Source organism: Spartinivicinus ruber (assembly GCF_011009015.1).
In the GTDB taxonomy this organism is placed as follows: Bacteria; Pseudomonadota; Gammaproteobacteria; order Pseudomonadales; family Zooshikellaceae; genus Spartinivicinus; species Spartinivicinus ruber.
Genome location: NZ_CP048878.1, coordinates 3,941,773 through 3,962,659 on the forward strand (window position 1 = coordinate 3,941,773; position 20,887 = coordinate 3,962,659).

Genomic DNA, 20,887 nt, shown 5'->3' on the forward strand with positions numbered 1-20,887 from the left:
TATTAAATCAGTTGTTTCCTCTAGTTTTTGTATAGAACCCTATCACTATACGCTTTCAAGAAAGCGTATAGTGATAGAAAATTCATCGCTTTGAAGTATATTCATGCGTGACTAGACTTTTTTCTAAAGTTTGAGGGTTAATGGTAAATAACTTCCCATCAGCCGATTTAAAATGTATATGCCGATGCAAATCATCTTTTCTAAATTGTTGTACAACTAATCCAGCTTGATTGTCTGCTGTTCTCAATACAATACTATCATCTAAGTGAATAGATGCTTGCCAGTCTGAGTAATCGATAGCATTAACTAAGATATTATCGTAGTTTGCATTAAATAATGCAGTATCCGTTTGTAAATCTTCTGCGAAGTTGTCAATAACTACTAAGCCATCTCGACCAGGCTGATAAACATACATATCTTTACCATCTTCGCCTTTGAGCGTGTCATAGCTGTATAACGACCCGCCATTACCTCCCCCTCTCAGCACATTATTTCGCTCATTACCAATTAATCGATCACCAAAGGCACTACCAGTCAATTGCTCCATACCTTCTCTTACCCATTGCTTGGCATCAAAGATAACTCCTTCACTAGCAGAAGAAGCATCAACACCTTGTTTTTTTACCTTAATATCACCAGCTTTGTCTTTTTCAACAGTAAACTTGATAAAATCTTTGGTAACAAAGGTCATATGTTGATAATTATCACTCAGCGTATAGTTTTTTACAGTTAGCGATATTCTGCCAGCTTGAGGCTTATGCACCAATGCCTGCATTTCGTGAGATTGAGTTTGGTAATCTTGACTAACTTTTTCATACCGCTTAGCTAATTTTTCTATGGACTCAGCAAAGGATTGACCATGACTGGCTACAAAATCTTGCTCAAATTGTCGTAGTTGACCACCTAATTCTTTACTTAATAATAAGTCAATTGCATTATAGAAATCACTGCTAACAGATTTACCATTCAATGAAGCCGTTTTAGCTGTTAATAGCGCTTTAAACTGATGTTGAGTTAAATTAGGGTTAGCTTGCAATTGTTCTTTAATATAGCTTGCTGCATCACCAAACTGGCTTGCACGTTTCCAAAGATCATCCGATTGTTGTTGTATTTTGGCTTTATCTCCCTTCGCTTGCATAACAAGATCATTACCTTTAAATGCAACCACCACATCATCGAACCGCGCATCCAGCATGACCATATCTTGCGCTTTATCCTGCGCATGATTATCAATCTCTACATCATTGGGGCGGTCATAATAAGATTGCACAATATATAAGTCGCTATTTTCACCACCTTTCAGTCTGTCAACACCCACTTCGTTGGTTCCATAGCCATTGATAATATTCGCTTGTGCATTTCCCGTGAGTGAATCAAACACTTTACCCCCAGTGATTTGTGTCACTTGAGTATATAGCGGCTCAGTACCATCAAAGGTAGCAACACTCGCTGACAATGATCGATCATACCCTACTACTGTTAAGTTCACTTCACTGTTATCGTCCACCGTTTTAAAGCAATCATTAGACCCATCATGTTGCTCTGATAAGGTTTTACGACCTTGCGTATGATCTCCCCAACGGTCTTTTACTTTATTATCAATAGATAAAATAAAACCATCGTTACTTTTAATTTGTAGGTGTTGATTAGACTTACCTTTAAACCAGTCAGTAACATTTACTTGATGTTCTTGCCCCTTGCTATCGGTATAGATGACGACTAAATCATTATTCCAGCTCGCTAGCTCACCCTCTAGTGCAATTTTTGTAGCTGCTTTCGCTCGTTGTTCCGTCCATGGCTCTTCCACTAGCTGCTGTGTCAATGCAATTAATTCTTTCATAGACTTGCCTGCAGCTCTAGCCTCTTGTAAAGGCTTGCTTAATTTTTTGGTAACTGCAGCACTGATCAGTTTGGTAAACCCATTTTCTGTCCGCGTTCTTGACCTATAGGCGCGTATATTCATTAAGCTAGCATCTAAATCTAAGGTATCTATTTCAGCTTTGCCTTGTTGATCACTGTTATCTATTGTTAAGACTTTCGCTGCATGTTCTCCAGTCACATAAGTATCAGCACCATCGCCGCCCTTAACCCGAATTTGCTGAGGCCCTAAATAAAATAAATCATCGCCCGCTTCTCCATCAATGGTGTACTGATATTGACTAATATCAGGCCCTACTGGCTTACCTTGTTCATTGCTTGACTGTTTTTGAACGGTATAGAAAACATTATTTAGCTTATTACCTTTATACTCACCGTGCATCGAATTAGAATCAACCGGTATACTGCCATCTGGATTTCGTTTAATCACATGCTTGCTATTAATAGGAATTACCCAAAGCATTTTAACTGTTCGCTTTTCCATCTCTGTTTTAAGTGATTGTCCAATCCCTAACACCATATTCTGTACTCTATTAGTACTGGGTGTGTAAGTTCTGGTTTGCTGCTGACCAGTCATATCAGGTACATTATCAATACTTAGTGTTGAGTCTTCTCCCGGGTTAGCCAAATCAAATGTAATGCCACCACCATAGGATGCAGCAGGTCCATTTGAAAAATCGATGGTTGCAGGTCCTCCCGTTTCTGGCCGGTGAATACTGTAATAATTACGATAGTTGCTCAACATACTCAATAGTTGAGCATCTTCACGTGATTGTTTTTCAAGTGCTTCACTTTGGCGAATTGCATTAATGATATTGCCAATAGGATGAAATTGATAAAATAGCTGCTCGATACCTTCTCCCAGTCCGGCGAAAAAGGCTTCTGCCTTTTCAGTCCATGGAGCATCTTCTGGTACCGCATCCATTTTGGATTTAATGCTGTTGTATAAAGTGCCAAAACCTATTCTAGCAATACTGAATACAATAGAGAGTCCTTCAAATATTGGTGATAATGGAGATGGAACAGCAGCCAGTACACCGGTGATCGTTGCTAATAAATCCAGGGTAAAATTAATCGCACCCCGCACTTTGTCAGGATCTTTTAGGTCTTCAACCATCCCATGAATACCAAGACCTATACCTATTAATGGAGTGGCTTTACCCAGAATTTTACCTAGACTTCTTATGGCAGCAGCACCACTTAAACCACCTTTTAAAATTTTCGCCGACAAATCAGTACTCACTCGACGAGCTGCGATTTCAGATAACTCTTCAGCGAGTTTTGTGGCCCCTTTAGATAGATATTTACCCGTACCCGACACGAGTTTTCTTGGTAAATTACGCCCAGCACTGTCAGTGGTTAAGTCAGCAAACCCATAAGCGGTGAGAGCCGTATTTCCAACAACACCGCCAATATCTCCCCGTTCAGCGGCCTGAGCAATGCCTTGCATCCCCTGCAATGTCATATAAATACCCAAGGCACGTGAAGTCTGACTTACTCCTTTGGCGAGTTTACTACTACCTGTTTGAAGTTCTTGCTTAAATCCAGCTAATACCTTGGTTTCTTGTAACTGATTTGGGTCAATTTGGGCCTGATAAGTTGTTAATTTATCCCCTTCAGCTAAAACATCAAATGAAATTTTTCCATTATCATCCACCTGCCATGAAGTTAGTTGTCCATCTATACCATCTTGGTTTATTTTTGCCAAAGCAACATCACGAATTAATTGATTATCATGATGTTGCGCTGTACGTAACTCTTGGGCGGGTTTAACCAGTTCAGACAGATCATAGCCTTCTACATTGTCGGCCTGCCCTTGGTATTGTGTCGTTGTTTGTGAAACACCAGAGTCAAGCACTTTATCTTGATAAACAGCCCAACTACCTAAGATGCCATTTTCAACAGTTGCTTTTGCTACACTGATATCAACCAAATCGTAATTGAATTTATTATTTAAAATCGATTCAACTTTATTTAACTGATTTCCTGTTAAATCCCAAAAACTATTATTACCTATAATTTTAGCTATCTGATTTTGTGCTTCCTGTTTGAGTTTCACTTGAAAAGAAAGATAGCTTTCACCTTTGTGGGTTTGTTGCCCAATAGCATTTTCTATACGTAGCTTAGCAAGCGGATCTTTAGCAAAAAAATTGCTAAGAACAGGATGATCAGCGACTAATTGAGATAAACTGATATCAGATAAAGGAACATTATGATACGAAAATGGCTTATCAAATTGTGGTAGCCTAGAACCCGCTAGTGAAGGGTTAGCTAATTGGTTGGTAGTATTATAAGTAAGCGGTGGTACTTCAACATCAGGATTAGTTTGTTGAAATAACTGTTGATCCTGCTCAGTCCCTAATTTCCATGGCTTTGTTGTTCCTGTTTCTTTATAAAAGAATCGGCCATCTTTACTAAACCAACCATCAAATGTTTTTTCATCTTTAGAAAAAGACCTAAATTCTCCTGGGGCCTCAGGAATTGCCTGAGATAATAATGGATGATTATTAAAGGACAAGGTATATTCAATTGCATCGGCTGCACTGCTAGGTACCACATTGCGTGTTAACCGATGATGTAGCCCCCACTCACCAGTAGCTTGATCATAGTGCAAAAATGCCACGCCATTATATGTTCTTGGTTGGTGCCCTACAGACAAATCATCTCCAACATGCATGACAGCATAGTCAGCATCATAAATCGATTCATCAAGTCTAACTAATACATCCTCATTGGCATAAGGTTTTTTTTCACCTTTTTTAAGGTTTTTACCTTCTGGATCAGAGTCATGATATACCCTTAACTTGGTAGGATCTGTTGGGTGTTTACACACAATAACAGAGCAACCATTAAGCCCACCAGTAAAAACAAAATTATGATCAGGATTTTGTTTTGGTATATCAACATAAGGTACATGTTGCCCTTGAGGACCTGCTCCCGTGTATGGCAAATAATAAGCACCGAAAACTTGACCATTTGTAACTGAAGCTTGGCTTGGCTGTGGCACCCATTTTAACTGTAGTCCACTATTTTGGGTTGATAAATCAAACTTAAAATAACCAGGCTTACCTACCCGCTTTTCTTTATCATTAACTCTTTCGAAAGTAAATAGCTGGCCTTCAGCTAAAGATTGACTTTCTTTAGGAATAATTTGTGTAATATCAATAGGATTAGTAGTTGCAATTCCATTATTACCAACAGGTTGAGACTGAAAAGCTTTTGTCATAACTTCAGCAAGTACTGCTTTATTTGGTCCAGTATTACCAGGCAACGGCTGTACTGGCCTTATATGCCCATTATAAGGCTCATTAAGTCGTACTACATGAGCATTCACCTTACCTCCATATATCGAATACACAACTTTAGTACGGTATCTTGGGATAGAGGGATCATTGATTGGCTGGTTGTTGGCGTTTAAAGGGTTATCCCGAGGCTGAATATATTTTCGACCATCTTTATCTACATAAGTATAACCAGGCCTAGCACTAACTGTTGTGTTTACCCCTTTGTCATGTAATGCTTTTACCAAAGAGGCACCATAACTATTTATGTCCATTGGCTGCTTACCTGCAGAATGACATGACACTAAGCTAATACGACCAATATCTCCACCTTGATACTGATTACCCAATTTGCTACGAATAATCCCTGTTTCACCAACAAGAGCTTCCGATAATACTTGTGAATTCACCGCAGTTTGAATACTATCCCCAACCCCATTCACTTGACCATGACCAACCAAAAATATACGGCTATTTTTTCCTAGTACAGGCATTTCGTTAATTGGCTTGCCTTCAACTACTGAAATTGTCTTAGTTGAGGGATTCCATTTCAGTCGAGTATATTTTCCTTGATGCTTTTCTGCTAAACGTTTTGCACTGGCAGATACTGCCTGATCATTACCTATTTCAATTATTAAATTATGGTTATATTTTTGTTGTTCAGGCGCCTGAACTGTTTTATCCAAATTTGTTAATTGAAAGTTAGGCAGACTGAAGGCCGCATTTCTTTCGACAGAGTAGTTTATACTTTCTAAGGTATTATATGTTTCAGTAAGTTGAGCATTATCATTAATGACAAACGGTTTTTTTTCACCTGGCACAAATAAAATCAATGGAAAATCCTGACCTGGACTAAACGGATTACCTGATTCATCATTATGATGAATTAAACGTCCTCCTTGGTATCCAGCAGCATTAATTCTGCTGTTCAGTTCAGTCATTAACTGTTGTCCATAGGGATGAAGATTACCAATATTAGGATCTTCGCTGCCACCCGCTCCCTGGTTTCTTACATGGTTAATGTATGGTTTGGCTACTTCACCACGTATCGCTCTAGGTGCCGGATTTAATGGTCTAGGGTTAGCATTTCTATTTTTTGTTGGCCAAATACCAAATAAGTCATAATCGGCTGTTACTACGGATTTTGCCCCACCCGGATTCGTTGCACCTGGAACAGGTGGGTTAGTTAACCCCATAACAGGAATAGGTTTGCCAAGATTAGCAAGTGACTGGTAACCTTTTAAATACGCTAATTGCCAAGCACCACTCGTTGTTTTAGTTAACCTAAAATATTCTTGATTATTATCGTTATAGTGACCTCTAATGATTTTGCTAGTCGCTGTAGATGAAACCGTTTCTATTAATTTGTTAGAAATCAGGTATTCGATTCGATGGTCCGATAACTCAATTTGTATTGCTTTTGCCCCTTTTTTCAGTGCTTCATTAATCGTTTTTTGCTGCTTTGCTATTGCAGCTGTACCCTGCCCTCTCACTTTACTGAGCAGTGGATCTGTTACAACAAAACCAGCTGTAGGACCGCCAGTACTGGATTTAGCTTTAATATGAAAATTTTTAGAGGCATAACCTTCTTGTAACAAGCCTATAGAATGTTGATTAGGTGCTCTTACAACCAGTACCGTTTTATGTCGATTCGCTACAGTTTGAATTTCGTCTCCATAAAGAAAATTATCTACTGATGGTAAGTTGAGTTTGCCACCCTGTTGTTGACCTTGATTCCCTTGCCCGTCTTGTTTACCGGCTAATGATTGAACTGCGCCTGGGACAACTACTTGTGTTAATACTGAAGAGAGTCCATTTTGAGACTTATTTTTAAGTACCTTTCCTTTTTTCTTAGATTGACGAGTATTAGTAATTGGTTGAATATCATCTGCTGGATCAGATGGATTAGTTGAATTTGGCTGATTAACTGATGGAATATCCATTTACCTGGCCTCTAAGACAATTGAATCATAAAAAAGGAAAGTTTAATTTCCAGACAAGTATTCAATAATGCAATAGTAGGCGACAAGAAAGAAATTCAAGCCCCATCACATAATGTCATACAAAATTTTTTTTTGTGTGGGTGATGAGAAGGCAGCCAACCCTTTTGTTTGACATGAAACAAAGTTATCTATACAAACCCTCTAATTGAGAGTATTAAGGGATAGTATATTATTTAATTTCAACTTTATATTTAGAAAAATAATCTTTTACTTTTCCTGATTCTACTAAGTTTTCTATTACTTCCTCAAATTGTTCTTTTAATACCGCGTGCGGAGAACCCTTAGCCACAGCGTAGTTATGCAAAATAAAACCTTTTGGACGATAGTTTAAATATCTAAAACCTATATTTTTTGATTTTAGTAGCTTTTCTACCTCCACTATTTCAGATTCTGATGCTGTTAAAATATGAATTTTTCTTTCATCAAATGCTTTAACTAAGGCTGGTAAAGAACGGTAATAACGTTTTCGAATCGATTTAGCCTGATCTAACGCTTTAAAATAAGAGTTACCTTGAATCAAACCTAACTTGAACTTAAACTTCTCTAATGTAACAAAACGCCCAACTTCTATACGGCTTGGTTCTTTGACTAAAAAATAGGTTTTATGCTGTTGTGTACCAATAGGCTTAACGAACTCAACTATTTCATCTGTTTGGAGCTTATCAGGTACATTCAGTATAATATCAACCAGCCCTGTTTTTACATCGCGTAACGTCCTGTCCATAGTCGACTTACGCCAGATCACTTGATAACCAAGCTGTTCAGCTGCCACATTTAAAATGTCAACTAACGCACCTGTAGGCTCCCCATCATGTTCATACATTAACGGGGGTATATCTCTGAAATCACTTCGTAATATCTTTAAGTTAGCATATGCAATCAGTGGTACACAGTAAACAACAGTGAATAGTGCAAAAAACAATCTTTTCATACTAGCCTCATTAAGCTTAGTATTAATTGTAACATGTTTCTAATCTATACGAAAAACAGTCTCTCCTAAGGCCTGTTAACCCTAATTGAATATCACTGTTATGACTGTAAAAGCACAAATCAAGGCGCAAAGAGATAAATTTAGTTGTTCTAAATGAACAATGAGCAAAAACGATTCGTGCTTTTACAGTCATAAGCCTTCGGGCCGTAATTATTTTTCCAGCCAGCCGTGTTACAAGTCATTTATGTAGAATGACTACACAGCATTCCTTGTACCTGGCTGGGCAAAAAAATAGCCTACGACCGTGGTGATTCAAATAGGGTTAACAGGCCCTAGCATTACTCAGACCTGTAGATAGCCCATTCGTTATGTAAAATTAGTTGAATCAGTTGGTATATTGATAATGTCTTAATTATTTTGTTAAAAAACAAACAATACTATTATTTGAAATACCTCACATAGTTACACTTATTCTGGCTATCATGTTTCAGCAGATGTCAAAGATTATATACATTCTGGCTAAATAGGTTGTTTTGTTACAACAGTTATTTAGTATAGTTTTTAAACTCCCCCTAACGATTCAATGAACACAAAGTAATCATATGGCATGCTACGTAAAAAATAATTTTGCCATTAGATTTTCATATCAGTTCGTACTAAGAGAATCAGATAAAGTCCAACATAGACTTTCAAGTCAAGCTCTAAGAACTTTAATTTGAAGAGAAAATACGAACTGCTACTCTAAGTCAGCACGATATCATTAATTGGAACTGCCTATTATTGCCAAAATGAAGCTATGTACTGATTATAAAACGGCTCATGATAATTAACTCAAAACGTAATTATCATATTATTTACTATTTTTTCACAAAAAATAACTTTAAAAATCAATAGTGATTTTACTGTGATTATTTTTACCTGCATTATTTTAGGGCTAGGCCTCACCACTGGTTTTATTGCTGGTTTTTTAGGCTTTGGTGGGGGCGTATTACTTGGTCCAGCCTTAATCCTATTAGTACCTATAATGACTGGCAATATCTTGAGTTTAGAGCAAATTACAGGTATTACCGCAGCACAAGGGTTGGTTGGTTCAGTTAGTAGCTGGTATTTTCATCGTAAACATACTCAAAGCTTAAGGCTTGGCTGCACAATTGGCATCCCGATGGGGCTGGGAGCCATGACTTCCAGTTGTTTTATATTGCAACTCGGTGAGTTGTGGATTTTAGCAACATTTGCATTAATGCTGTCTTTTGCACTCTTTATTAGTATTACAGTCCCAAAATTTATTGAATATAATGAATCAAATAATTTACTATTATTCACATCCTCGTTAAGTATCGGTTTGTTAAATGGTGTTATTGGCCAAGGTGGTGCTTTCTTTTTTATCCCTTTTTTCGCTTATATTATAGGCTTACCGATTCGCCAAGTAGTCAGCTCAGCAGGGATTATTGGGGCATTCTCAGTAAGTAGTAGCTTGATGCCACGGCTATTTTGTGACTTAATACCTTGGCTTTGGGTTATAATAATTACCCCTACCGTCATAATAGGTAGTTACATTGGCACTCACTTGCACCACCAAGTAAGTGACCAAAAACTACGATGGTTTATTACTTTCTTCTTAGGACTATCACTAGTTCAGATTATAAACAAAATAACAGGATCCTTGTTTTGATCATTTATGGTGATGTTTTTAGTTCATTATTATAAATACAAGTATAGTGCTCTTCTTCCAATATCATACTAACTGTCCCCTATTATAAAGCCACTCCATGATCATGCTTGATACAGGTGAACAACTCAACTTATCCTGGAAACCCAACCATTTCACTTCATCTATTTCTGCGCTTGCTTGAATTTCACCACTAAACTCAGCCAGATAACAGGTCATCTTCACTTGCTCACCTGTTGAACGACCATGAGCTTGCGCTTGAAATGTTTCTACATATTCAATAGTTTCTGGTTTGAGGTCTATTGACAACTCCTCTTTAATTTCTCTAATTAGTACTGCTTGGTCAGTTTCGCCCGTTTCCCGCTTACCACCAGGAATATAGTAAGTGTCTTTGCCCTTGGATCTAGCGCCTAGCAATTTTTTATCTTTGATAAAAATCCACGCTAATTTGTCTATTTCTTTCATTATTATCTACACCTTCGACTTATTCTTTTTATTAAATCTAATATTGTTTACATCTGTCGTGAAGGGTACTCCATTGCAGTTTCGTGATTTTATATAGCACATGCTCTCGCAGTGGGCTTTCTATTGGCACACTAGGGTGTTCAAAGTCTTGCTCAGTGTTGGCCATCCCTAATCGCTGCATCACCGCTTGTGATCGCTCATTAAGACACGAGGTAAAAGAAACCACTTCATTTAAGCCCAGCTTATCAAATGCAAATTGCAACGCAGTTTGTGCAGCTTCTGTCGCATAGCCATACCCCCAATGTGCTTTTGCCAAACGCCAACCTATTTCCACACAAGGGGTAAAAGGCAGCTCGGCTTCCGGTTGATGAAGCCCCACAAAACCGATAAATTGCTTAGTACTTATTAACTCGACAGCCCAAAATCCCCAACCTCGTTTAGCGATAAGTGACATTAACTTATCTGCTAGCGCATCACTTTCCGTTGTTGGTAAACAACTGGGATAGTATTCCATCACCACAGGGTCAGCATTGATAGCAGCAAAAGGCCTATAGTCCGCAAGCTGCCATTGCCTAAGAATTAATCGTTCTGTTTTTAATGTTACTATTTCAACCATATTACTTCCAAATGGATATGGGATATTTTAATGAGATAATACGATTACAGCAAAATGGTTAAGGTAATGTAATGCCACTATCATAGATACTCTGATAAAGCGCTTACAATCAGCTCGTGATCTTCAGTGTCAGACAATCCTGAAACGGTTATGACGCCAATCAAACCAGCTCCTCTGACTTTCAATGGTATCGCGCCCCCTTTAGCAACATAGTCTTTCTCATCTAAACCAAATGTACCAGTGAGCGACATATTCCCATTTATTAAGTCTTCTTTTACACCTATAGAGCTTTCTTCAAATCTAATTGCAACATTGGCTTTTCGTCTCAACCAATCATGCTTATCTTCAGGCAAACCATCAGCCACAAACTTAAACACATTATGGTTCAAGCGATCTATGGAAACTGCGATAGATTTATGCTCAGCTCTCGCTTGGCTTATGACCTTAAGTCCCATATCCAAAGCTATAGAATTATCAAAACTGTCTAATAGTATTTCGCGTATCATGTATCATTCTTTCTTTGGCATTAGCTATTAATGAACATCACACTGGTAGTTCTGCTAGCGTTTTATTTTGGCTGAATCTCCCTTATAGGTCTAACCCTTCTTATCCCACAGTTAAAAAACTTTTCGGTTATTAGACCAATAGATGACCAGAAGGTTACTGGGTGGCTTGAGGGGCATTATCGCATCAACTCTGCTCAGTACTACTCATTTACAACTATAATAACTACGTAACTATGAGTTTTACTTAGTAGAAAAAAATGTTCTGGTATAAATTTAGCGTACTCATTTTATCTATATTACTTTCCTGCTGGTGCTGTGCTCGAACCAGTGAAAAGATAAATGTTGTATTTGTCAGTTGCTGTCTACCTAAAGGTTTTTTTTGGCCAAAAGTAGAGTCATTTATGCACGCAGCTGCTCAGGATTTAAACATAAATCTTGAAGTGCTATACGCTGGAATGGATTATATGACTATGAGGCGTATGGCTGAAAGTGTCGCCAACCGAGACGTTAAGCCTGATTACATGATTATAGACAACTATAAGCGTATGGGAGGAAAAATAATAAAATCCACCAGCCAGTCACAAGTAAAAATTTTTTTGATGGCTAATGGCCTGACAGAAGAACAAGCATTTATACTTGGTCAACCTCGCGAGAATTATCCAAATTGGATAGGTGAATTAACGCCTGATAATTACTTTGCTGGATATCAACTAGCTAAAGCTATGATTGAAGATTACCAGAGGAGAGAACCTAAAAATGTAGAAAAAACGATCAATATAATTGCTTTGTCAGGTGATACCGCTACACCTGCTAGTATTGAGAGAGTCAACGGATTAAAGGGGGCTGTATTAAAGTACAGCAATGTTGATATCAAGCAGGTCATTCCATGTAACTGGCAAAAGCAAGAAGCCTATAGAAGGACAAACCTTATTCTCAAGCGATATTCTGATATTAATATTTTTTGGGCTGCTAATGATGAAATGGCTTTAGGTGCAATAGAAAGTGTCATTAGGTCTGGTAAAACTCCCGGCAAGGACATTATGTTTGGTGGTATAAATTGGAAAAAAGAAGCTTTACAAAAGATTAGTGATGGCTCAATGGTGGTAAGTATGGGAGGACACTTTATGATAGGAGGATGGAGTCTAATAATGATACATGACTATCATTTTGGAAAGGACTTTATCAATACAGAAGGCGTAAAACTTAAAATGAAAATATTTGACGAACTCAATAAAAACAACTTAAACAGATATTTGTCAAAGTTAGGGGATGAAAACTGGAATAAAATTGACTTCAAGTATTTCAGTAAAGTTTATAATAAAAAAATAGATAAATATGACTTTAGCGTACGTTCTGTTTTAAATCATTTAAACTAACCTGGATTTAGGTTAAGCTACATGACTTTTTTTGGCTCTGTCGCAAACTTTTACTGATCATGATAGCCTTTAATTTCTGTTTATTTTGTAGCAGATATGAGTTCTGATGAACACTTCAAAGGCTGTCACTTCCCTAAATGTGTCGTACTACAAGTTGTCTACTATTACCTTCGATTTGCCTTGATCTACCATGATATAGAAGAACTCAGGCTCTGCATTTAATAAAAACCGCTAGCTAATACAAGTAAAGTAATATTGTAAAATTTCATGGTATTTAGACTGACTAAATTATTGTTTTAAATTACATGATAGAATTTGAATACTTTCTGCAAAACTAGTTTTCATCAATTCAACAAGTATTGTTAGTTATGAATAATTCATGGCCTCTAACAGTGCACTGAAGTAAATCCTTTACGCCAGAGCACTAGCTGAGATTCGCTCAAAATAAACTATATTGGTAATAATCTACCTATAAAGTTAGTCATTACTGATAGTATTATTTATCCAGTTTTTATAAGTATAAACATTTGTGAAAACATCTAAAGAATTTGGTGCTGCACACCCATGAGAAAAGCTCGCCAATCCATATAGCTTATCTACTCCATTATCCTGATATATTAAAGGGCTTCCACTATCTCCAAAACAAATGCCTGCTACTGGAGTAGATACGGAGCCGACACAAAGTTGATTGGATGAAGATATTAATTTACTAGTAGTAGTATTTTTCGAAGTAGCTTCCAGTAATATATTGTGCCTTAGTAATAATTTGACTTCTCTTGAGAAGTATTTAATGCTGTAGTCTATTTTCTTCTCTAATGCTTTTAGCTCTTCTGTATTAGAGTTGCTTGATGAGTTTATTTTTTTATTGATTTTAAGTTGTGCAATCCCAAGTTTTTTTAGGTTATCTATAAAATATGTAATAGTCTTAGGTACTTTCCATAAGCTTGTTGTTACCCTTGACTCACTAAACTTATTGTCTACGCACTGGTCTGTGTCTTTAATTTCATAAGTTACATCTTGTCTTACGGAAGGCTTTCTTTTGGTTTTGTTAATTAAATATATTTCCACTCCATCATATGTTATTTTTTCGTAATTGCTACTATATTCAATTAAGCCCCACCCAGTGGTTTTGGTAATTGAGTTTTCAGGCAGATTTTGATCAATAATGTCAATAGGTGTTTTTGTTGATGCTTCTGTTTTTAGTTTTAGTAAAGCAATATCATTATCCAGCCAAGCCATATCTTTTAAAGGTGAGTATGTTGAATAATATTTTGGGTGAATCACTATTTTACTTATTAATTTAATAGTTAGATTATTGGTTTTGGCTTCTTGATCCAAATCTAGGGCTCCAACGGCCGCAGAGATATTCTTATGGTTTATATCTTCTACACAATGCGCAGCAGTAACGATCCAGTTTTTATTGATTAGTACTCCTCCACAGAACTGATAATCTAATACAGATTTATTTTGTCTTAAAGACTCTGATTGATCATAATCTTTTAAAAGAGCAACAGCCCAGTCAACTTGAACTGTTGCGTTTGTACCATTTATACTCCTTTTGCTTCTTATATGATCTGAAGCAAAGCTGTTAGCACATATAAAAACTGCTAATGAAGTTACTGCAATAGATCTAAAATTCACTACAAAACCCTTTTAATGATATTAATGAAATACAAATTGATAATCGTTTACATTAAGAGTCACTTCACAATAACACACACGTTACCTTAATGTAACATTACCTTTGCGGGACCACTCTGTATTTCCTACAAAATATTGTAGATTTCATTATTCGTAACATAAATTTATGGATCTGTCGCAATACACCAAAAAATCCATATGATGGTGTTTCTCATGTCTAATTCAGGAACGTTTTTTAGAAAACTGGATATTACGACCAGATTACCAATAGGCTAACCTAAGCCTTGTCGACTGGTTTAAAAATCACGAAGCAGAGTTACGATAGGCCATTATCAGCGTTCACAGGCAAGGACTGAAAGGATTATTTGGCTCATGCCGAAAAGAGGATAATCAAATTGCCAGAATGCATTGATGCTTATAGGGCAAAAGGAACTAGAAAATATGTAAACGCGACTGTGTCACGTTTACTATACGCTAAATACAACCAAGTAAGTCAAACTTATTGGTTCGCTTAAAAACTGCTATTAATACTAATGTAGAAAGCCTTCCCAAGGCTTCATCTTCAAAATCGACTTTTGGGAAATGGTCAGCCACAACAGCATGAACATTCATTAACTGTTCTTGGCTGCGCGGGCCTTTTGAGAGAGAATCAAAGACATCCATAAACAGTTCTTCAAATTTTGGCCCACCAAGTTGTGTAGACAGATGTTGTGCATGGCGCTCACATTCATCAGCTTTCATTAGTTCAACAGCTGTGGTGAACTCATCATCCGAAAGCCTCAATAAGTCTTGTGTCTTCATCTTTCTGCCCACACTTTAACAAAAGCCTGATTGTATCAGGGTTTAGCAGCTCTTTGTTAACAAAGATGTGACAGAAAAAGAAACAAACCACTTGAGGTGTAGCAAAACCTTAAGTAGCTAATTTGTAAGATAAAAACCGACCATCTTTTGTATATTAATCGATCAACCTTGGGCATATTAGATAATTACAAGATTTTCCTGGTTATAAGTTGATGACTCCGTTATTTATCCTTAAGTGGGTCTAAGTCTGGATATTGCCCTAAAACGAGGGGATATAGTTTCTTGTCTATATCTGTAGCAACGCGAGCTATCTCACGCTTAAGCTTTTCATATTCATCGTGCTGGCAATCAGCTTCAAGTATTGGAAGCAGTTTATTGTTCTCTTCTAAAGCCTCAATGATTAATTTCGCAGCTTCTCTATTCATAGTTGCTTTGAGTGTTACTAATAAACATATTACAGGTCGTATTGCCTACAGCCCTTTAAACCAGTATTTTAACCAAGCGGGGACCTCTCTCACAGTTGAATAGATATCCCTGAGCTCATAGTAATCTGGACAATAGCCATAAACCTCATTAAATCCAGCATTATAGAGCGATAACTTAGCACGAGATAGGTGATAACACTGTGATATCGCTATTACACTACTGCCCTCTTTAACAAGGCCAATTGCATTCTTCGAGGTTTTGCTTGTCGTATAACCATCATCATCGACGATGATGGAGTTATTTGGAACTCCTGCTTTCAATAGATAGTGCTGCATGACTTCAGCTTCACTGAAACCTTCTTTGCCAATTCCTCCACTCACCACCAATGCACTCACCTGACCACTTTCAAATAATGCTATTGATACATCTAGTCTCGCTTTTAGTCTTTTTGAGGGGCTACCGTCTAAGTTTACCTTGTTTCCATATACTATGCCGTAGTCAGCTTGCACTTCACCAACTTCAGTTGAGTCAACATATAACCCAATCATGGCAATAAAATAAACAATACTTAATGAATAAGTAAGCTTTTTAAGCATCTGAATCCCGGGAATCTAAGGACATAACTACTATTATCGGTTGTTACCAGAACACATATAACAGGTTATCGACGTTTTCACTTACAAGGCACCGCAAAATCCACATGATAATGTTCATCATGCCTAACCCAGGAGCGCTTTTTAGAAAACTGAATATTATTTCGTAAATAGCTACCGTATTTGGTTTTGAATAGGTGAGGCTGTAACGATGGATCAAATATCACTCGCCAAATATCATGACCTTGTTTTCCTGCAGCTTTATGTAAAGCCACAAGATGGGCAGCTAAAGCTCCGTAGTCAATTTTATATTTTTCAAACACACCACTTTTATTGAACTCAATATCATAACCAAACTTATTGAATGGTGTGGTTGGTAAGTGGACTGACTCACCTTTTGAGTTTACAACAGGCACCATAAAGTCAACAGACAAGCCATTTTGGTGGGTTTTATGTGGAGTGAATTTGCCTCCTTTTGCAAAACCTGTTTCTGCATACTTAAATACTTTATCTGGCAGCTCCTGTTTTAATTGTGCATAAGCATTGAGAATAATCGCTTTTACTGCTGAATGAACATAGGTCCGTCCAGCTAAGCGGGCAATGGAACTATAACCTATAAAATTTTCACCCTCACTGGGTAGCAGAACAGCATTTTCCAGCCTGCCATTCGCGGTAGTTCCATAACAGGTACTGGAATCAGCTGCGCCAACGTATAATGGCATAGTAGCTAAGATTGCTAGGATTAACTTCATATAATGATTAAAAACTACAGGTAATGGTTCCTTGATGAAAAATCATTTGCCAATAAGAACCAGTTTTTTTCCAAATCGAACTTCTTAAGGTGTATCTATCGCTTGCTTCTGCTGTTTTTCTGACAGACCGATAAGTCACTTGGGCAACATCATCACTTATTAATCGGCATTGAAAATGAGAGGCGGTTATTTCAATATTTTGCTCAAGAGGTAACCACTCCATGACTTCCTGTTTACCAAAACTGCTTCCTGATGCTCCAAACTCTATGAAGTCATCAGCAATGAGGCGATTTAACTCTTCAAGCGAATGCCTTGATTCTGTTGAATGCAGCTGCTTTTCTAAATCAATAAGGTAATCTGTTAATTGTAACGCTTGCATCGTATCCATACTCCGTACTTAAACAGCAAAGACGGTTGATCATAACGCTACATACGACAGTTAGCCACTTGCTGATTAAACGCGCCTAAAAATGCTGGGTAACGTTTAATAAAGGGGATACCAAAATAAACCGCTAATGGTTTGGATTTGAAAGGATGTGCAACCAGTTGACCATGCCAACGGTTATCTTTCAATACATGCTCCATTACATCACTGCTGGCAAGCGCTGCATCAATACGTTTAAGTTTTAGCATTTGCACCAGTTGCTTAGTACTGCCAGGAGGGACAGATAGCACTTGGTAACCTTGCTGTTTTAAGTAGCTATGCATATTGGCCCCTAAAAAACTACTGACTCTGGCCTGATGTTTAAACTGTTTGTTATCAGGCTTCATTTTAGCTGTTTTAAGAAAGTACCAGGTCCACTGTTGTTCAAGGATACTCCTTGACTTTACTGCATATTTATCACGTTCCGAATTTTGTGAGGCCGCAAAAAAACCATCAGCCACTCCAATATACACTTCTCGCTGGGCACGTTTCCACGGCACCACATGTAAGTTGAAAGCAACGCCAAGTTGCGCTAAAGCGCACTCAACCACTTGGTAAGCGAGACCATCGAAACTTCCACTGGGTTGGTAACTACCATAAGGAGCCTGATTATGCGTCGCTAGCAGTATTTTACTGGGAAAAGATGCCCAACAACCAGGCAGAAAAAAACTGCCTAACATTAGACTGAAGATGCCACTAACTGTTAACCGCATAAACAAAGACGACACTAAATCTTGGGTGTTTATTCTAACAGTGATCAATTACCTGTGCTACATCCTATAAATAAGTAGTGGCAAGTCATGAACAGCAGGCCCCCCTCTGCAGGACCAGTAATAAGCACTATCAAGAAGGCTTTTTCTATTCTTTCTGTTCACTGATATAATCGGCAGTTAACTTAAGCACTGTATAACGCACACTTATCCAACAAATAAAACAGGAGCAATGCATTAATGGCCATTACCTCCATTAAAGAGGCGTTAGCTGGAGTAGTTTCAGCAGGGGATGAACTTACTATTCAAGGGTGGATTCGTACTCGTCGTGACTCAAAAGCAGGCATTTCATTTCTGAATATTCACGATGGCTCTTGCTTTGACCCAATTCAGGTGGTCGTTCCTAAAGAATTAGACAATTACGAAGATACCATTTTACATATTACCAGTGGTTGCGCTGTCACTATTACTGGCACTTTAGTTCAATCACAAGGCAAAGGGCAGTCTTTTGAAATCCAGGCCAACCAGGTTACTGTTGTTGGCTGGGTTGAAAACCCAGATAGCTATCCTATTCAACCAAAACCCCATACTGTTGAATTCCTCCGTGAAGTTGCTCACTTAAGACCCCGTACTAATTTAATTGGCGCTGTGACCCGGGTAAGACATACAGTATCGCAAGCAATTCACCAGTTCTTTAATGAACAAGGTTATTGCTGGATTCACACTCCCATTATTACTGCCAGTGACTGTGAAGGTGCGGGGGAGTTATTTCGGGTTAGTATCTTAGACCAGCAAAACTTACCTAGAACCGAGCAAGGTACCATTGATTACAGCCAGGATTTTTTTGGTTGCGAATCATTTTTAACTGTCTCAGGCCAACTAAATGTTGAAGCTTATTGTTTAGCCATGAGCAAGGTGTATACCTTTGGCCCCACTTTCCGGGCTGAAAACTCCAACACCAGTCGGCACCTGGCAGAGTTCTGGATGATAGAGCCGGAAATTGCCTTTGCTGACTTAAAAGACGTGATTAAGCTTGCTGAAAATATGCTCAAATATGTTTTCACCAAAGTACTTAATGAGCGTGCAGATGATATGGACTTCTTTGCTAGACGCATCGAGAAAACCGCTATTACTCGACTACAACATATTTTAGATAGCCAGTTTGTCGAGATTGATTACACTGATGCTATTAAAATCCTACAAGACTCAGGCAAAAAGTTTGAACACCCAGTGAGCTGGGGTATTGACTTACAAACGGAGCATGAGCGTTTTCTCAGTGAAGAGCATGTAAAAGCGCCCGTTGTCGTTTCCAACTATCCGAAAGACATTAAAGCTTTTTATATGCGACAAAACGATGATGGCAAGACCGTTGCTGCAATGGATGTATTAGCCCCTGGCATTGGTGAAATTATCGGTGGTTCACAACGGGAAGAGCGCTTAGACAAGCTAGATCAACGCTTAGATGAAATGGGCATTGCCAAAGAAGATCTGGGCTGGTACCGCGATTTACGTCGTTATGGCACTGTACCTCATGGAGGCTTTGGCTTAGGCCTTGAGCGGCTTATTTCGTATATTACCGGTGTTGCCAATGTGCGTGATGTAATTCCATTTCCCAGAACCCGCCGCAACGCAGCTTTCTAATAAGATAATCCAAAGAAAAAAGCCGCCTACATGCAAGAAGGCGGCTTAATAAACTACTAAAAAGTCGTGTGTACTGACAGGCGATATATAGTTGTCTGGGTAATAAATGAGTTAAATAGAAAACTATATATCTCAAGTTTTTAATTATTGGCAGAATAACTGAGCAATGTCTATATTTCTGTCGTAATGACGATAAGTTTTACAAAACACATCATAATTTTTATACGATTTTTCTTGCTCAAATAAAGTGAGATAAAATTCATCAGCAATAAAAATTACTACTCGGTTTGCATAACAGCCAATTGCAACCGGCAAATCGCCTTTCAATAATTTTTTTATAGCAGGATAGTAAGGCGATGCTTTAACCGCTTGGACTGCTGCTTCGGAAGAATAATAAAGGGATACTTCTTTACCTACTCCCAAACCGTGATCAACAGTATAGGGTAATAATTGCTCGTCTCTTAATGCCTCTAGACCAGGAATTTGTTGTGAAACAGCTAGCAAAATTCCTTTGAAGCGGTGCGGTACTTTCAATGAAATTAAGGTTCCCCAAACAGCTCCCCGTTGCAGCCACTCAGTTGTTTCAATAGCAAGCTGTGGATCAACCAGCCCAATTTCAAGGTCACAAATATCATAGTTGACCCCTTCCAGCTCACCAGTAAAACCTAAGTGACAACTGGGCCGGGCTTTTTGACGGGCAAGTAGACCACAGTGAAATAAACTCTGATTAATGCCGTCGTGTTGCATATAATTTCTTGCTTTGCAGTCATTTATAAATGCAACATGTTTATATAATTTAAAATAATATTCTGCAAAACTCTCTGGAATCCGCCGATCACTGGCGGTATAAACCAATAATAATAATAAGACTAAAATAAAGTAAGCAAGCGAGGCTAGGGTAAGCAACATAAACCCCGACCCAACATCATTGGCTAAAAAACCCGTTACCAATAATACATTGACGTACCCCAAACCTAATAGTTGATACAGCTTGCTTTCGGAACGTATGGCGTTAATTCTTTTTGATTCAGGCCGGATAATATCAGGGACAAAGCTTTGCTTAAAATAAGCCGCTATTTCTCTATAGGCATGCATCGATTGTGCTCTAACCCAGTTAATTAAAATTTATTTGAGTTAAAGGGTACCTAGTAGAGGAATTTAGGTCACTATCACC

Annotated in this window: 16 protein-coding genes; 3 read left to right on the plus strand and 13 right to left on the minus strand. The window is 38.0% G+C overall.

The genetic code is table 11. The annotated features are described in order from the left end of the window. Positions 1-82: 82 nt before the first annotated feature. Together G4Y78_RS17815 and G4Y78_RS17820 are read right to left on the minus strand one after the other, a co-directional pair. Positions 83-7,102, minus strand: a complete 7,020-nt coding sequence (locus G4Y78_RS17815) for an anthrax toxin-like adenylyl cyclase domain-containing protein (protein WP_163834308.1) — start codon at positions 7,100-7,102, stop codon at positions 83-85. 229 nt (positions 7,103-7,331) lie between these two features. After that, positions 7,332-8,093 (minus strand): substrate-binding periplasmic protein, encoded by a 762-nt coding sequence (locus G4Y78_RS17820; protein WP_163834309.1) that lies wholly within the window; start codon positions 8,091-8,093, stop codon positions 7,332-7,334. Between the two features lie 904 nt (positions 8,094-8,997). On the opposite strand from G4Y78_RS17820, the gene G4Y78_RS17825 reads away from it, so the two are divergent. After that, positions 8,998-9,765, plus strand: coding sequence for a sulfite exporter TauE/SafE family protein (locus G4Y78_RS17825; RefSeq protein ID WP_163834310.1), 768 nt, complete (start codon positions 8,998-9,000; stop codon positions 9,763-9,765). Between the two features lie 63 nt (positions 9,766-9,828). Here the strand turns inward: G4Y78_RS17825 and G4Y78_RS17830 are convergent, their stop codons facing one another. From G4Y78_RS17830 to G4Y78_RS17840, 3 genes are all read right to left on the minus strand, one after another. Next, positions 9,829-10,227, minus strand: a complete 399-nt coding sequence (locus G4Y78_RS17830) for an NUDIX hydrolase (protein WP_222937524.1) — start codon at positions 10,225-10,227, stop codon at positions 9,829-9,831. Between the two features lie 37 nt (positions 10,228-10,264). Continuing rightward, the gene (locus tag G4Y78_RS17835) at positions 10,265-10,843 is read right to left on the minus strand and encodes a GNAT family N-acetyltransferase (RefSeq protein WP_163834311.1); all 579 of its coding nucleotides are present in this window, start codon (positions 10,841-10,843) and stop codon (positions 10,265-10,267) included. An 80-nt stretch (positions 10,844-10,923) separates the two neighbouring features. Continuing rightward, positions 10,924-11,349, minus strand: a complete 426-nt coding sequence (locus G4Y78_RS17840) for a heme-degrading domain-containing protein (RefSeq protein ID WP_163834312.1) — start codon at positions 11,347-11,349, stop codon at positions 10,924-10,926. A 257-nt stretch (positions 11,350-11,606) separates the two neighbouring features. Here G4Y78_RS17840 and G4Y78_RS17845 point away from each other — a divergent pair, with 257 nt between their 5' ends. Beyond that, on the plus strand, positions 11,607-12,725 hold the full coding sequence (locus G4Y78_RS17845) for an ABC transporter substrate-binding protein (protein ID WP_268934991.1): 1,119 nt from the start codon (positions 11,607-11,609) through the stop codon (positions 12,723-12,725). Between the two features lie 477 nt (positions 12,726-13,202). On the opposite strand, the gene G4Y78_RS17850 is transcribed toward G4Y78_RS17845, so the two are convergent. The 7 genes from G4Y78_RS17850 to G4Y78_RS17880 form a co-directional block, all read right to left on the minus strand. Continuing rightward, positions 13,203-14,366: a serine protease gene (locus G4Y78_RS17850; protein ID WP_163834314.1), complete on the minus strand. Its 1,164-nt coding sequence runs from the start codon at positions 14,364-14,366 to the stop codon at positions 13,203-13,205. Positions 14,367-14,840: 474 nt separating this feature from the next. Beyond that, positions 14,841-15,167: a hypothetical protein gene (locus tag G4Y78_RS17855; protein WP_163834315.1), complete on the minus strand. Its 327-nt coding sequence runs from the start codon at positions 15,165-15,167 to the stop codon at positions 14,841-14,843. 221 nt (positions 15,168-15,388) lie between these two features. Next, positions 15,389-15,592, minus strand: a complete 204-nt coding sequence (locus tag G4Y78_RS17860; protein WP_163834316.1) for a hypothetical protein — start codon at positions 15,590-15,592, stop codon at positions 15,389-15,391. Positions 15,593-15,637: 45 nt separating this feature from the next. Then, positions 15,638-16,189 carry a YdcF family protein gene (locus tag G4Y78_RS17865; protein ID WP_163834317.1) on the minus strand — a complete coding sequence of 184 codons (552 nt, stop codon included), beginning with the start codon at positions 16,187-16,189 and terminating at the stop codon, positions 15,638-15,640. A 77-nt stretch (positions 16,190-16,266) separates the two neighbouring features. Then, on the minus strand, positions 16,267-16,908 hold the full coding sequence (locus G4Y78_RS17870; RefSeq protein WP_230425612.1) for a penicillin-insensitive murein endopeptidase: 642 nt from the start codon (positions 16,906-16,908) through the stop codon (positions 16,267-16,269). Between the two features lie 37 nt (positions 16,909-16,945). Then, complete coding sequence (locus G4Y78_RS17875) at positions 16,946-17,326, minus strand: nuclear transport factor 2 family protein (protein WP_222937525.1); 381 nt, start codon at positions 17,324-17,326, stop codon at positions 16,946-16,948. A 38-nt stretch (positions 17,327-17,364) separates the two neighbouring features. Beyond that, positions 17,365-18,123 (minus strand): substrate-binding periplasmic protein, encoded by a 759-nt coding sequence (locus G4Y78_RS17880; protein WP_222937526.1) that lies wholly within the window; start codon positions 18,121-18,123, stop codon positions 17,365-17,367. Positions 18,124-18,312: 189 nt separating this feature from the next. Between G4Y78_RS17880 and asnS the strand changes: the two genes are divergently transcribed. Further along, the gene (asnS, locus tag G4Y78_RS17885; protein WP_163834320.1) at positions 18,313-19,713 is read left to right on the plus strand and encodes an asparagine--tRNA ligase; all 1,401 of its coding nucleotides are present in this window, start codon (positions 18,313-18,315) and stop codon (positions 19,711-19,713) included. Between the two features lie 144 nt (positions 19,714-19,857). Here the strand turns inward: asnS and G4Y78_RS17890 are convergent, their stop codons facing one another. Continuing rightward, positions 19,858-20,808, minus strand: a complete 951-nt coding sequence (locus G4Y78_RS17890) for a hypothetical protein (protein ID WP_163834321.1) — start codon at positions 20,806-20,808, stop codon at positions 19,858-19,860. Positions 20,809-20,887 lie beyond the last annotated feature (79 nt).